General features: G+C 39.8%; 12 protein-coding genes and 1 pseudogene. All 13 read left to right on the forward strand.

Annotation, left to right across the window (positions count from 1 at the left end; translation table 11 throughout):
* Positions 1-255 precede the first annotated feature (255 nt).
* The 13 genes and pseudogenes from HMPREF2805_RS06500 (at position 256) to gltX (ending at position 14,612) form a co-directional block, all read left to right on the forward strand.
* Positions 256-957: a histidine phosphatase family protein gene (locus HMPREF2805_RS06500; RefSeq protein ID WP_049509191.1), complete on the forward strand. Its 702-nt coding sequence runs from the start codon at positions 256-258 to the stop codon at positions 955-957.
* A 191-nt stretch (positions 958-1,148) separates the two neighbouring features.
* Positions 1,149-2,855: an ABC transporter ATP-binding protein gene (locus tag HMPREF2805_RS06505; protein WP_075231874.1), complete on the forward strand. Its 1,707-nt coding sequence runs from the start codon at positions 1,149-1,151 to the stop codon at positions 2,853-2,855.
* 1 nt (position 2,856) lies between these two features.
* Positions 2,857-4,623: an ABC transporter ATP-binding protein gene (locus HMPREF2805_RS06510; protein ID WP_075231875.1), complete on the forward strand. Its 1,767-nt coding sequence runs from the start codon at positions 2,857-2,859 to the stop codon at positions 4,621-4,623.
* A 137-nt stretch (positions 4,624-4,760) separates the two neighbouring features.
* Positions 4,761-5,450, forward strand: coding sequence for a gamma-glutamyl-gamma-aminobutyrate hydrolase family protein (locus HMPREF2805_RS06515; RefSeq protein WP_049529724.1), 690 nt, complete (start codon positions 4,761-4,763; stop codon positions 5,448-5,450).
* A 171-nt stretch (positions 5,451-5,621) separates the two neighbouring features.
* A complete protein-coding gene (locus HMPREF2805_RS06520; RefSeq protein ID WP_000018239.1) occupies positions 5,622-6,971 on the forward strand; it encodes a glucose-6-phosphate isomerase in 1,350 nt (449 codons plus the stop codon).
* Between the two features lie 183 nt (positions 6,972-7,154).
* On the forward strand, positions 7,155-7,955 hold the full coding sequence (locus HMPREF2805_RS06525) for an SDR family oxidoreductase (RefSeq protein ID WP_038804195.1): 801 nt from the start codon (positions 7,155-7,157) through the stop codon (positions 7,953-7,955).
* Positions 7,956-8,017: 62 nt separating this feature from the next.
* Complete coding sequence (locus tag HMPREF2805_RS06530; protein WP_083301300.1) at positions 8,018-9,844, forward strand: BglG family transcription antiterminator; 1,827 nt, start codon at positions 8,018-8,020, stop codon at positions 9,842-9,844.
* Positions 9,844-10,341 (forward strand): transcriptional regulator GutM, encoded by a 498-nt coding sequence (locus HMPREF2805_RS06535; protein WP_001086644.1) that lies wholly within the window; start codon positions 9,844-9,846, stop codon positions 10,339-10,341. Before HMPREF2805_RS06530 ends, HMPREF2805_RS06535 begins: the two co-directional genes overlap by 1 nt.
* A complete protein-coding gene (locus HMPREF2805_RS06540) occupies positions 10,338-10,883 on the forward strand; it encodes a PTS glucitol/sorbitol transporter subunit IIC (RefSeq protein WP_001106813.1) in 546 nt (181 codons plus the stop codon). Before HMPREF2805_RS06535 ends, HMPREF2805_RS06540 begins: the two co-directional genes overlap by 4 nt.
* Before the next feature lie 13 nt (positions 10,884-10,896).
* Positions 10,897-11,877 (forward strand): PTS glucitol/sorbitol transporter subunit IIB, encoded by a 981-nt coding sequence (locus HMPREF2805_RS06545; RefSeq protein ID WP_000120696.1) that lies wholly within the window; start codon positions 10,897-10,899, stop codon positions 11,875-11,877.
* Positions 11,878-11,977: 100 nt separating this feature from the next.
* Positions 11,978-12,349: a PTS glucitol/sorbitol transporter subunit IIA gene (locus HMPREF2805_RS06550; protein WP_033585537.1), complete on the forward strand. Its 372-nt coding sequence runs from the start codon at positions 11,978-11,980 to the stop codon at positions 12,347-12,349.
* A 196-nt stretch (positions 12,350-12,545) separates the two neighbouring features.
* Positions 12,546-13,022 (forward strand): annotated as a pseudogene (gene pgi / locus HMPREF2805_RS06555) (glucose-6-phosphate isomerase); the annotation flags it as partial.
* 129 nt (positions 13,023-13,151) lie between these two features.
* Positions 13,152-14,612 carry a glutamate--tRNA ligase gene (gltX, locus tag HMPREF2805_RS06560; protein WP_075231877.1) on the forward strand — a complete coding sequence of 487 codons (1,461 nt, stop codon included), beginning with the start codon at positions 13,152-13,154 and terminating at the stop codon, positions 14,610-14,612.
* Positions 14,613-14,740: the final 128 nt, after the last annotated feature.

The raw sequence follows: 14,740 nt of genomic DNA on the forward strand, positions 1-14,740 counted from the left end.
AAAAATCAATTTGAATTTCAATTTCCACCTTTGAAAAAGACCGACAATAAGACGAAGAAAACAGAAAAAAAGTCAAAAGAAGAACAGGTAAAAAAGAGGACACCGAGACATCTAAAGTTGCTCCTTCTAAGAATGATAAGACATAGATTATTAGATTTGTAAAATCTAGTTTAAGTGGTGATGTTGGACTCAGTGGGTTAGGACGAGGTTTTTACCTGAAATCATGCTATAATAGATACATATGGAGGACAGAATATGTCAAGTGTAAAATTGTATCTAGTGCGTCATGGGAAAACAATGTTTAATACGATTGGGCGTGCTCAAGGTTGGAGTGATACTCCACTGACAGCTGAAGGGGAACGAGGCATTCATGAATTGGGGATTGGCTTGCGTGAGTCTGGTTTAAGATTTGAGCGTGCTTATTCAAGCGACTCTGGACGGACCATTCAGACTATGGGAATTATCCTTGAGGAACTAGGTTTAACAGGGCAAATTCCTTATCGTATGGATAAGCGAATCCGTGAATGGTGCTTTGGTAGTTTTGATGGTGCTTATGATGGAGACCTTTTTATGGGGATCATTCCGCGTATCTTTAATGTCGATCATGTGCATCGTTTGTCCTATGCTGAGCTGGCTGAAGGTCTGGTAGAAGTGGATACAGCAGGCTGGGCTGAAGGCTGGGAAAAACTAAGTGGGCGTATCTGGGAAGGTTTTGAAGCCATTGCTAAGGAAATGGAAGCTAATGGGGGAGGAAATGCTCTCGTAGTCAGCCATGGAATGACTATTGGAACCATTGTTTATTTAATCAACGGAATGCATCCACATGGCCTTGATAATGGAAGTGTGACGATTCTTGAGTACCAGGATGGTCAGTTCTCAGTCAAGATTGTTGGCGACCGTAGCTACCGTGAAATTGGACGAGCTAAACTAGAAGAGCAAGCTAGTTCAGAACAATAAAAATTCTCTACTTAAATTAGAAGATGTTTTAGATGATTCAATAGAATGCTGATGTCGTCATTGCACAAGCTTGTAAGAGTTGAGTGCTTTGACAATAGCATTCTTTTTTGTTAGAATAGCATCAACATGAAAGCATAAGAAGGGACTGACAGAGTTGTCGTTCCCTTTTGTCTATCTTAGAAGGGGGAAATATGCTGTTTCAGAAAATAAAAGCCTATAAATGGCAGGCTCTGGCTTCCTTAATTATGACAGGTCTAATGGTAACGAGTTCACTCTTGCAACCACGTTATTTGCAGAAAGTTTTAGAGGCACTGCTAACAGGTGATAATGCAGCTATTTATCATATTGGTTTTTGGTTAATCCTTGTTGCCTTGATTGGTTTGATTGCAGGTGGCATCAATGTTGTGTTAGCCGCCTACATTGCTCAAGGAGTCTCGTCAGACTTACGGGAAGATGCCTTTCGTAAGATTCAAACTTTTTCATACGCCAATATTGAGGAATTTAACGCAGGGAATCTTGTTGTTCGTATGACCAATGACATCAACCAGATTCAAAACGTAGTCATGATGACCTTCCAAATCCTCTTTCGACTACCGCTTTTATTTATCGGTTCCTTTATATTAGCAGTTGTCACCTTACCTTCTCTGTGGTGGGTGCTGGTACTCATGGTCGTTCTGATTGTTGCTATGACGGGGCTTATGATGGGAATGATGGGACCTCGCTTTGCAAAATTTCAGACCTTACTTGAGCGTATCAATGCCATTGCAAAAGAAAATTTACGTGGTGTGCGCGTGGTCAAATCTTTTGTTCGAGAGAAAGATCAGTTTAATAAGTTTACGCAAGTGTCAGATGAATTGCTGGGAGAAAACCTCTATATCGGTTATGCTTTTTCTATTGTTCAACCTGCAATGATGTTGATTTCTTACGGTGCTGTCTTTCTTTCAATCTGGCTTGTAGCAGGTATGGCAGAGTCAGATCCATCAGTGGTTGGTTCCATTGCTTCCTTCGTGAATTATCTGAGTCAGATTATCTTTACTATCGTTATGGTCGGATTTTTGGGGAATTCAGTTACTCGTGCCATGATTTCCCTTCGTCGTATTCGTGAAATCCTGGATACAGAACCGGCTATGACTTTCAAGGATGTGGAAGATGAAGAATTGGAAGGAAGTCTCAGTTTTGAAAATGTAACCTTCACCTATCCAAATGATGAAGAACCTATCCTAAAAGATGTATCTTTCGATATTGCAGCTGGTGAGATGGTTGGGGTTGTCGGAGCAACTGGTGCAGGTAAATCAACCTTGGCTCAGTTGATTCCACGTCTGTTTGATCCTCAGCAAGGTTCGATCAAAATTGGTGGAAAGGACATTCGGACAGTTAGTGAAGGGACGCTTCGTAAGACTGTCTCTATCGTCCTACAAAGAGCCATTCTCTTTAGTGGAACCATCGCAGATAATCTCAGACAAGGAAAGGGAGATGCGACAGTTTCAGAACTGGAACGCGCAGCTCGTATCGCCCAGGCAAGTGAATTTATTAGTCGTATGGACTTAGCCTTTGAAAGTCCGGTTGAAGAACGTGGGACCAACTTTTCTGGTGGACAAAAACAAAGAATGTCCATTGCGCGTGGGATTGTCAGCAATCCTCGTATCTTGATTTTCGATGATTCAACTTCTGCCCTTGATGCCAAATCAGAACGTATGGTCCAAGAAGCCCTCAACAAGGATTTGAAGGGGACGACTACGATTATCATCGCGCAAAAGATTAGCTCTGTTGTGCATGCTGATAAAATTTTAGTGCTTGACCAAGGTCGCTTGATTGGTCAAGGTAAGCATGCTGACTTGGTCGCAACGAATCCCGTTTATCGTGAAATTTACGAGACGCAAAAAGGAAAGGAGGAGTAGGATGAAGACATTTCGATTTTTTTGGAACTATTTTAAAGTTTACAAGATATCCTTTGTCGTTGTTATTGCCATGATTATCATTGCAACGGTAGCACAAGCCCTCTTTCCAGTATTTGCAGGTCAAACAGTAACAGAACTGGCTAATTTGGTTATAGCTTATCAAAATGGAAATCCTGATATGGTTTGGCAAAGTCTCCTAGGACTCCTGGTCAATCTTGCATATATTTTAATCGTTTTAGTAGTTTCTAGTCTCATCTATATGGTTTTGATGAGCCGCATTATTGCCGAATCGACAAATGAGATGCGTAAGGGACTTTTTGGCAAGCTTTCTCGCTTGACTGTTTCTTTCTTTGACCGCCATCAAGATGGGGATATCCTGTCACGTTTCACAAGTGATTTGGATAATATTCTCCAAGCTTTCAATGAAAGCCTTGTGTCTGTCATGACTAATATTGCACTTTTTATTGGCTTACTGATTGTCATGTTCGCAAAAAATGTCACCTTGGCTTTAATCACAATTGCCAGCACTCCGATAGCAGTTGTCATGTTGTTCTTTATCCTGAAGCTAGCACGGAAATACACCAACCTCCAACAAAAAGAAGTTGGGAAGCTCAATGCTTATATGGATGAGAGTATTTCGGGTCAGAAGGCAGTTATCGTTCAAGGTATTCAAGAAGATGTGATTGCTGGTTTTGTTGAGCAAAATGAGCGTGTTCGAAAGGCCACTTTCAAGGGAAGAATGTTCTCAGGAATTCTTTTCCCTGTTATGAACGGGATGAGCTTGGTCAATACAGCTATTGTTATTTTTGTCGGTTCAGCTATTTTACTAAATGATAAGAACATCGAGACAGCAACTGCTCTGGGCTTGATTGTCATGTTTACTCAGTTCTCGCAACAGTATTACCAGCCCATTATCCAATTAGCAGCGAGCTGGGGAAGCTTGCAACTGGCCTTTACAGGTGCAGACCGTATCCAAGAAATGTTTGATGCAGAGGAAGAAATTCGCCCTCAAGATGCTCCAGTCTTTAGCGAATTAAAAGAAGGTGTGGAGATTCGTAATGTAGACTTCTCCTACCTGCCAGGAAAACCGATTTTAAAAGATGTCAGCATCTCAGCTCCAAAAGGGAAAATGATTGCAGTGGTTGGTCCGACAGGTTCAGGGAAAACAACCATTATGAACCTCATCAATCGTTTTTATGATGTGGATGCAGGAAGTATCAGCTTTGATGGCAGAGATATCCGAGAATTTGATTTGGATAGTTTGCGAAGTAAGGTGGGAATTGTTCTACAGGATTCTGTTTTGTTTAGCGGAACCATTCGAGACAATATTCGATTCGGTGTACCAGATGCTAGTCAGGAGATGGTTGAGGCAGCAGCCAAGGCTACGCATATCCATGAATATATCGAAAGTCTACCAGATAAGTACGATACTCTGATTGATGATGACCAGAGCGTCTTCTCAACCGGTCAGAAACAGTTAATTTCCATCGCTCGTACCTTGATGACAGATCCACAGGTCTTAATCTTGGATGAGGCAACATCAAACGTTGATACTGTGACAGAAAGTAAGATTCAAAATGCCATGGAGGCAATTGTAGCTGGAAGAACTAGTTTTGTAATTGCTCACCGTTTAAAAACCATTCTCAATGCAGATCAGATTATTGTCCTTAAGGATGGTGAGGTTATCGAACAAGGAAATCATCACGAATTACTCAAGCTTGGAGGCTTTTACTCCGAACTGTACCATAATCAATTTGTCTTTGAATAAGCAAAAAAGTTGTCCTAATTTTGGGCAACTTTTTCTGATAAAAAAATTTTATCACGGACTTAAAAAATACATATTAGACAGGAGTGGGTAAGGGTGATAAGATAAGATTATCAATGGAGAACGAAAGGAAGTCAGTAATGGTAAGAACAGTTGTTGGAGTAGCGGCAAACCTATGTCCTGTAGACGCAGAAGGAAAAAACATCCACTCATCTGTATCCTGTAAATTTGCTGAAAGTATTCGTCAGGTTGGCGGACTTCCTTTGGTCATTCCGGTTGGTGATGAGACACTTGTCCATGACTATGTAGAAATGATTGATAAGCTCATCTTGACTGGGGGACAAAATGTTCATCCTCAGTTTTATGGTGAGGAAAAAACAATTGATAGCGACGACTATAACCTAGCTCGCGACGAGTTTGAGCTAGCTCTTCTACAAGAAGCCTTGCGTCAGAACAAACCAATCTTAGCCATTTGCCGTGGCGTTCAGCTTGTCAACGTTGCTTTTGGTGGGACACTCAATCAGGATATTGAAGGTCATTGGCAAGGTCTACCTTTTGGGACTTCACATTCTATTGAGACAGTGGATGGCAGTGTAGTGTCTAAATTATTTGGTAAAGAAAGTCAGGTTAACTCAGTACATCGTCAGAGTATTAAAGACTTGGCACCCAATTTCCGCGTGACGGCTGTGGATCCACGTGATCAAACTGTTGAAGCAATCGAATCTATTGATGAGCACCGTATTATTGGTCTCCAGTGGCATCCAGAATTCTTGGTCAATGAAGAAGATGGCAACTTAGAATTATTTGAGTATTTATTGAATGAATTATAACGACTGGAAACCTAGTCGTTTTTTTGTCTTATTTCGTTCAAATTTTAATATTGTAACATTTTTTACGCAAATGTTTAAATTATGATAAAATTTGGAAAAATTCAGTATAAAAACTTGAAAAAATCTAAGGTAAGGGTTATGATAGAAGAGAAGAAATTTTGGAGGAATATTATGTCACATATTAAATTTGATTATTCAAAAGTATTAGATAAATTTGTTGCACCACATGAACTAGATTATATGCAGCCTCAAGTGACTGCAGCAGATTCTGCTCTGCGAAATGGTACAGGTCCTGGGGCAGAAATGACTGGCTGGTTGAACTTACCTGAAGAATATGACAAAGATGAATTTGCTCGTATTCAAAAGGCTGCTGCTAAAATCCAATCTGATAGTGAGGTATTGATCGTAATCGGTATTGGTGGTTCCTATTTAGGAGCTCGTGCAGCTATTGATTTCTTGAATAATTCATTTGTAAACTTGCAAAGAAAGGAAGAACGCAAGGCACCTCAGATCCTCTATGCTGGAAACTCTATCTCTTCAAGCTATTTGGCTGATTTGGTAGACTATGTATCAGACAAAGATTTCTCAGTAAACGTGATTTCTAAATCAGGTACAACAACTGAACCGGCTATTGCTTTCCGTGTCTTCAAAGAACTCTTGGTTAAGAAGTACGGTCAAGAAGAAGCTAACCAACGTATCTACGCAACTACAGACCGCGCTAAAGGTGCAGTTAAGGTTGAAGCAGATGCTAATGGCTGGGATACTTTTGTAGTGCCTGATAGTGTAGGTGGTCGTTTTACAGTATTGACAGCAGTGGGGCTCTTGCCAATCGCAGCTGCAGGAGCTGATATCAGCAAGTTAATGGAAGGAGCAAATGCTGCTCGCAAGGCTTATGCTTCTGATAAGTTGGCTGAAAATGAAGCATATCAATATGCAGTTGTACGCAATATCTTGTACCGTAAAGGTTATCTGACAGAAGTTCTAGCTAACTATGAACCATCTCTGCAATACTTCTCTGAGTGGTGGAAGCAACTGGCTGGTGAGTCAGAAGGGAAAGACCAAAAAGGGATTTATCCAACTTCAGCTAACTTCTCAACAGACTTGCACTCTCTGGGACAATTTATCCAGGAAGGTACCCGTATCCTCTTTGAAACAGTTATCCGTGTAGATAAACCTCGCAAAAATGTGCTGATTCCTGAATTGGCAGAAGACTTGGACGGTCTTGGCTACTTGCAAGGAAAAGATGTTGACTTTGTCAATAAAAAAGCTACAGATGGAGTGCTGTTAGCACACACTGATGGTGGAGTTCCAAATATGTTTGTGACACTGCCTGAGCAAGATGAGTTCACTTTGGGCTACACTATTTACTTCTTTGAGTTGGCTATTGCTCTTTCTGGCTACCTGAATGGTATCAATCCATTTGACCAGCCTGGAGTTGAAGCTTATAAGAAAAACATGTTTGCTCTTCTTGGGAAACCAGGCTTTGAAGAGCTGGGTGCTGAGTTGAATGCACGCCTTTGATTCTCATATGCTTTGAGTTCATTTAGAATATAAAAAGATCCACAAGTTCATTTCTTGTGGATTTTTAGTACAAGCCTCTTAATTAGTTTATTATTTTTTTTAAAAGTGTAAAAAAGAGTGTCTTAATTCTTTTATGAAAGCGCTGTATAATTGCCTTGTAAATAAAATTTGAGAGGTATCAAAATGAATGATTGGTTAAACATAAAAGGCAAAACAGTTCTTGTGACTGGCGCGTCATCTGGGATCGGTAAGGCAATCGTTGAAGAATTGCTGGAATTAGGAGTCAATGTAGCGAATTTTGATCTTAGCGACAACGATTTGCGTCACCCGAATCTATTATTTGTAAAAGTTGATGTAACTTCTCGCTCTGAAGTAGAAGAGGGTGTTGCCAAAATAGTTGAAAGATTTGGCAATATTGATGCGGTAGTCAATAATGCAGGGATTAATGTTCCCAGATTATTAATTGATGCAGAAAATCCTAAAGGTCCTTACGAGTTAGACGATGAAACGTTTGAAAAAGTAACAATGATTAATCAAAAAGGTTTGTATTTGGTTAGTCAGGCAGTAGGACGTATTTTAGTGAAAAATGGAAAAGGTGTAATTGTGAACATGGCTTCAGAAGCAGGCTTGGAAGGTTCTGAAGGACAAAGTGCCTATGCTGCAACAAAAGCAGCAGTCTATAGTTACACTCGTTCATGGGCGAAAGAGCTGGGTAAGCATGGTGTACGTGTGGTTGGAATTGCTCCAGGAATTATGGAAGCTACGGGACTTCGAACTCTTTCTTATGAGGAAGCTCTTGCTTATACCCGTGGAAAGACGGTAGAAGATATTCGAGCTGGTTATGCTTCAACTTCAACAACTCCTTTGGGACGAAGTGGTAAACTACGGGAAGTAGCTGACCTTGTAGCATTCTATATTTCAGACCGTTCTAGCTATATAACTGGAGTCACTACAAATATTGCCGGAGGGAAAACTCGCGGTTAAAAAAATGAAGGTGAGGAAGAGAGTTGACCATAGTAAATCGATGGTATAATATTTTAGAAAAAATGGTCTCACAGCCAACTTATTCCTTGGTAGATATGCGCTCAGAGCTGGATATTAGTATGCAAACCTTGCAAAAGAGTATCCAACAATTAAATGATGTTTTGGCTCCGAGTATCCAGATTATCTCACAAGATGATCAGTTAATGTTAGAGGTGTATGACTATACTGAGTTGGAAAGGATTTTATCTGGTAGTTTAAAACGGGAGAGTGACTTCAATTCTTCCAGTAAAAGAATTGCCTATTTACTAAAACGTTTAATTGAGTCAACCTCCCCTCTTCTTATTGACGACTTGGCTGAGGAAGCAGGTGTTAGTAGAAGTACCCTTAATAAGGATTTAAAACAAGTAAAATCTTTGGCAGAGAGTTACTCTATCACTATTTCAGGAAAGCCCAACCGTGGGCTGGAGGTCTTGGGGTCCGAGCTGAATTTGCGCTTGCTCTATATTCACCAAGTGGCCCCTTACTTTGAAGGAAAGACACTCACCGAGGCAACATCTTCTTTTCTGGAGACGCTACTCCAGGAGTATAAAATCCCGAAAGAAACAAAGGAACTCCTTCGAAAGACAATTTCAATTATGGTGGAGCGTATTCATGCATCTAGGGTGTTGAGTTGCCCTATTCCTTACTATAGGAATGATTTAACAGAGACACCTTTGGTTGAAAAATTAATCTATCATATTGAGATGACTTATAAGATTTCCCTCAGTCAGTTTGAGATAGACTTTTTGTGTTTTCCGTTTAATATCCGTTTTATTGACACTTTAAGCAAGCCGTCTTATCAATCTGAACAGCTTGCAAACATTTTTCAAGGGATTGTCAAGAAAGTCAAAGAAACAATGTTGGTTAACTTTGATGATGAAGAATTATTTGAAGAAATCAAGTCTCATCTAGGCTCCTTAATCAATCGACTGATTTTCCATGTGCAAGCTAATGATATATTCCATGGCGAGGTTCAAACTCAATATCCTTTTGCTTTTGAAATGGCGAAAATTGCTGGAGAAGAACTATCTGCAATTTTTGGTTCTGAATTGGAATTATCTGAAATCGGATATCTGGCTTTGTATTTTGAAATGATTTTAAGAAAGCAAAACTCTGTTGTAAATGGTTCTCGCAAGCAGATAGCTGTAGTTTGCACAACAGGAAGAGGAACTGCTGCGATGATTATTCAGCAACTCAGACGAATTCTTGGAAATGATGTAGACATTACTCAGTATTCTGAAGAGGATTTTAATCTGGATTTGAATCAGGACTATTTCGCGATTTTTACGACAGTTCCTCTAAAATATAAAGATTCTAAATCTCCAGTCATTCAAGTTAATCATCTTTTTGATGATCAATGGCTGCAGGAAGAATGGCAGAGGGCCAATGCTTTTCATCAAAAAAATCTAGAAACAGTCAGCTTACGTTTTCTTCGTTTGACTCCCCAAAAAACCTATCATCAATACTTGCTAAATATGGTTGCAGAGTTAGAGAAACTTCAGATGATTGATGAAGGTTTTAGAAATCGGATAATTGATAGGGAGAAAAAACAATCAACCGTTTTTGGCGGAGGAATTGCTTTTCCCCATACAATTAACCAAGGTTATGCAAAAACTATTTTAATGTTTGGAAAACTAGAAGAGCCTTATCAAAAAGGAGATGATTGGATTGAATTTATCTTTCTAGTCGCTATACCCTCAGAAATTGAAAGAAAAATGGAAAGTGAATTGCTGGAATTGTATGACGACATTTTTCGAATTGCAGGAGAGCCTTCTCTAAAAGAAGCATTGAGGGCTGTAGAAACAGAGACAGAATTTCTATCATTTTCTAAGAGCAAAGGAGTATTTTAATGAATTCGCTAATAATTTTCGCTGTATTTATCATGGCAGCTTATATATTTCAAATGTTCCTCGGCTGGCAGCAACTCAAAGACTTCAATAAGACCTATACGATGCTCCGGAAACTGGGGCGCGTAGCGATTGGCAGAAAATCCGGAAGAATCAAATCCGGTACGATTGTCATGTTCGCGGTTGATGAAAACGGTCGGGTTCTTAAAGCTAGCAAAATGCAAGGAGTCACAATCTTAGCGCGTTTTCAAAATATGGACGATTATGTTGGAGAAGACATCCATTATTTTGACAAGTATAATCCTCTTGTGAGAAAAGAAAATAAGTTGATGCAATCAGCTATAGAAGATGCTAGAAAAGTCTATCTTTGGCATGAGGCAGGTATTGAGAAAGAGACAAGTTCTTCTGATTCTTTTCTGGGATTCGGCTTTTATGCGGATTACTTACAATTATCTATTAAACAGTTATTTAAAAAAAATAAGAAAAGGAGTTCCTTATGAATTACATTACAGAATTTGCAGAGAGTTTTATGAAACTCTTCCAATTAGGTGGAGAAACCTTTATTAGCTGGATGACAAATATTGTACCTCTTGTCTTGATGCTATTGATTGCAATGAATACCCTTATCGCTTTCTTGGGAGAAGAGAAGGTCAATTCCTTGGCTAAGATTTCTGCCAAAAATCCTGTTAGCCGGTATATGATTTTACCTTTCATTTCAGCTTTTATGCTGGGAAATCCGATGGCAATCAGTATGGGACGTTTCTTACCAGAATATTATAAACCTAGTTTTGTAGCAGCTCAGATGCAGTTTTGCCATACTTCAAATGGTGTATTTCCACATATCAATCCTGGGGAATTATTTGTATGGATGGGAATTGCGACAGGAATTCAAACTTTAGGTTTAAGTCAAATGGACTTAGCCATTCGTTACATGCTTGTTGGGCTTGTCATGAACTTTGTAGGTGGTTGGGTAACCGATTTTACAACTGCTTATGTAGCAAAACAGCAAGGTGTTACCTTGAGTAAAACATTTGATTTATAGAAAGAGTGAAATTATGTCATATAAGAGTATAAAAGTTGTTAAAGGAAATGGCGGTTTCGGAGGACCTTTGGTCATTACACCTAGTGAAGCTAAGCATAAATTCATCTATATTACTGGCGGCGGAGAAAAGCCAGATATTGTAGATAAAATTGCTGATTTGACCGGTATGGAAGCTGTTAATGGGTTTAAAACTTCTATCCCAGATGAGGAAATTGCTTTAGCAATCGTGGATTGTGGCGGTACTCTTCGCTGTGGTATTTATCCTAAAAAGGGAATCCCTACAATAAATATTGTCGCTACAGGGAAAAGTGGGCCTCTAGCTCAATATATAACCGAGGAAATCTATGTGTCAGCAGTTGGCCTTAATCAAATTTCTGCTGCTAATGAAGACGAAAAAGCGACAACTGTGGTAACTGAAAAGCCAACTTACGATACTAGTAAAAAAATTACAGAGCAAAAAGCTGAAACAAGTATTGTAGCACGAATTGGGATGGGGGCTGGTAAGGTCGTTGCAACTTTCAACCAGGCTGCTCGTGAAGCCATCCAAACAATGCTCAATACAATAATTCCTTTCATGGCCTTTGTTTCCTTGCTGATTGGGGTTATTCAAGGATCCGGTGTTGGAAATTGGCTGGCAAAATTAATGGTTCCCCTAGCGGGGAACATCTGGGGACTCGTTTTAATTGGCTTTATCTGTTCCTTACCATTCCTATCTCCTTTGTTAGGTCCCGGAGCTGTTATTAGTCAGATTATTGGAACTTTAATTGGAGTCGAAATCGGAAAAGGGACTATTCCGCCCCAAATGGCTCTGCCAGCTTTATTTGCTATCAACACTCAAAACGGTTGTGATTTCATTCCTGTAGCACTCGGCCTATCTGAAGCCAAGGCTGAAACAGTTGAGGTTGGTGTCCCTTCGGTACTTTATTCACGCTTTCTCAATGGTGTTCCGCGGGTGCTAGTTGCTTGGATAGCTAGTATTGGTCTTTATCAGTAGACCTTTGATAGACGCATGTAAACAGAGTAGCTATATTATGTTAAACTTATCTATAAGCCTAAGTTTATGACAAATTAGAGAAAGTATGAATAGAAATCAGATGAAGAAAATTTTTGAAACTAAAGTAATTCAAGTAGGGTCTGAAGCTCAGAATATGATTCAAGATGCCAATATGCTCATTTTATTTGGAGAAGAAGCACCGGAAGATTTATCAGAGTATTGTTTTAAGATTGATAATAAAAATCTGCTAGGTTCAATACTAGAAGGTGGCAAGCTGGTGGTAGATAATCAGGAATATTCGATTAGTTCCGTAGGAAATGTAGTAGAAAAAAATTTAACTGGACTGGGACATATCACGATTTCTTTTGATGGTTCAAAAGAGGGGAGCCTTCCTGGTACACTCCATGTTGTAGCAGATCAAGCGGTAGTAATTGATAAAGATTCTACCATTCAGATTTTTGAAACTGCTTAACCATAATAAAATTTCAAATCAAGCAATTTAGAAAAATAAAAGTCTAAAAAATTGATTCAGAGCCTGGACAAAAAGTCCAGGCTTCTGGGTCTAAATTAGAAAAAATAGATGACGCAGTGGTTGATTGGCAAGTCAATCAAACTAGCCAGTCAGTGCAAGGGAATTTCCAGCAAATGCATCCACAAGGGGTGCTTGAACAGAAGGGAAAGACCAAAAAGGGATTTACCCAACTTCAGCTAACTTCTCAACAGACTTGCACTCATTGGGTCAGTTTATCCAAGAAGGAACTCGTATCATGTTTGAAACAGTTGTCCGCGTTGACAAACCTCGTAAGAACGTGATCATCCCTACTTTGGAAGAAGATCTTGATGGACTTGGTTACCTTCAAGGAAAAGACGTTGACTTTGTAAACAAAAAAGCTACTGATGGTGTTCTTCTTGCCCACACAGATGGTGACGTGCCAAACATGTACGTGACTCTTCCTGAGCAAGATGCCTTCACTCTTGGTTACACGATCTACTTCTTCGAATTGGCAATTGCCCTTTCAGGTTACTTGAATGCCATCAACCCATTTGACCAACCAGGTGTTGAAGCCTACAAACGTAACATGTTTGCCCTTCTTGGTAAACCAGGATTTGAAGAATTGAGCAAAGAACTCAACGCTCGTCTATAATAGAATAAAAAAGAGTGGTTTTCCACTCTTTTTACTTTTTCTCGAAAAGAGAAATTGGACTCTGGCAAGACTTGTGATATAATATAGAGAGCAAAAAGGCAGACGCCTAGAGACTTTATAGGAGAAGATATGTCAAAAGATATTCGTGTGCGTTATGCACCAAGTCCAACAGGACTATTACACATCGGTAATGCCCGTACAGCATTGTTTAACTATTTGTATGCACGCCACCATGGTGGAACTTTTATTATCCGTATCGAAGATACTGACCGCAAACGTCATGTCGAAGACGGAGAACGTTCACAGCTTGAAAACCTTCGTTGGTTAGGCATGGACTGGGATGAAAGTCCAGAAACTCATGAAAACTACCGCCAGTCTGAGCGTTTGGAACTCTATCAAAAATATATCGACCAACTCTTAGCTGAAGGAAAAGCCTACAAGTCTTATGTGACAGAAGAAGAGTTGGCAGCTGAACGCGAACGCCAAGAAGCCGCAGGTGAAACACCTCGCTACATCAACGAATACCTTGGTATGAGCGAAGAAGAAAAAGCAGCTTATATCGCAGAACGTGAAGCGGCAGGCATCATCCCAACGGTTCGTTTGGCTGTCAATGAGTCTGGTATTTACAAGTGGCATGACATGGTCAAAGGTGATATCGAATTTGAAGGTGGCAATATCGGTGGGGACTGGGTTATCCAAAAGAAAGATGGCTACCCAACTTACAACTTTGCCGTTGTCATCGATGACCACGATATGCAAATCTCTCACGTTATCCGTGGAGACGACCACATTGCCAATACACCAAAACAACTCATGGTCTATGAAGCGCTTGGTTGGGATGCACCTGAATTTGGTCACATGACCTTGATCATCAACTCTGAAACTGGTAAGAAGTTATCTAAACGTGATACTAACACCCTTCAATTTATCGAAGACTACCGTAAGAAAGGGTACCTTCCAGAAGCAGTTTTTAACTTCATCGCCCTTCTTGGCTGGAATCCTGGTGGGGAAGATGAAATCTTCTCTCGTCAAGAACTCATTAACCTCTTTGATGAAAACCGTCTCAGTAAGTCTCCAGCAGCCTTCGACCAGAAGAAACTTGATTGGATGAGCAATGACTATATCAAGAATGCAGACCTCGAGACTATTTTTGAAATGGCAAAACCATTCCTTGAAGAAGCAGGACGTTTGACAGACAAGGCTAAAAAATTGGTGGAACTCTACAAACCACAGATGAAATCAGTTGACGAAATCGTTCCATTGACAGACCTTTTCTTCTCAGATTTCCCAGAATTGACAGAAGCTGAGAAAGAAGTCATGGCTGGTGAAACCGTGCCAACTGTACTTGAAGCCTTCAAAGCGAAATTGGAAGCCATGTCAGACGATGAGTTTGTGGTAGAAAATATCTTCCCACAAATCAAAGCAGTTCAAAAAGAAACTGGGATCAAAGGGAAGAATCTCTTCATGCCAATCCGTATCGCCGTTTCAGGTGAAATGCATGGTCCTGAATTGCCAGATACCATCTACTTGCTTGGACGTGAAAAATCAATCCAACACATTGAAAAAATGTTGGCTGAAATTGCGAAATAATCTGGCGAAATTAAATTTCGTTCTAGATATTTGTAGAAGTAAAAACTGAGAGAATCACATGGTTCTCTCTTTTTTATTGTCAAAGTAGAATCATATTCAATTAATACTCTTCGAAAATCTCTTCAAAC

The organism is Streptococcus sp. HMSC034E03 (genome assembly GCF_001811505.1).
Classification (GTDB): Bacteria; Bacillota; Bacilli; order Lactobacillales; family Streptococcaceae; genus Streptococcus.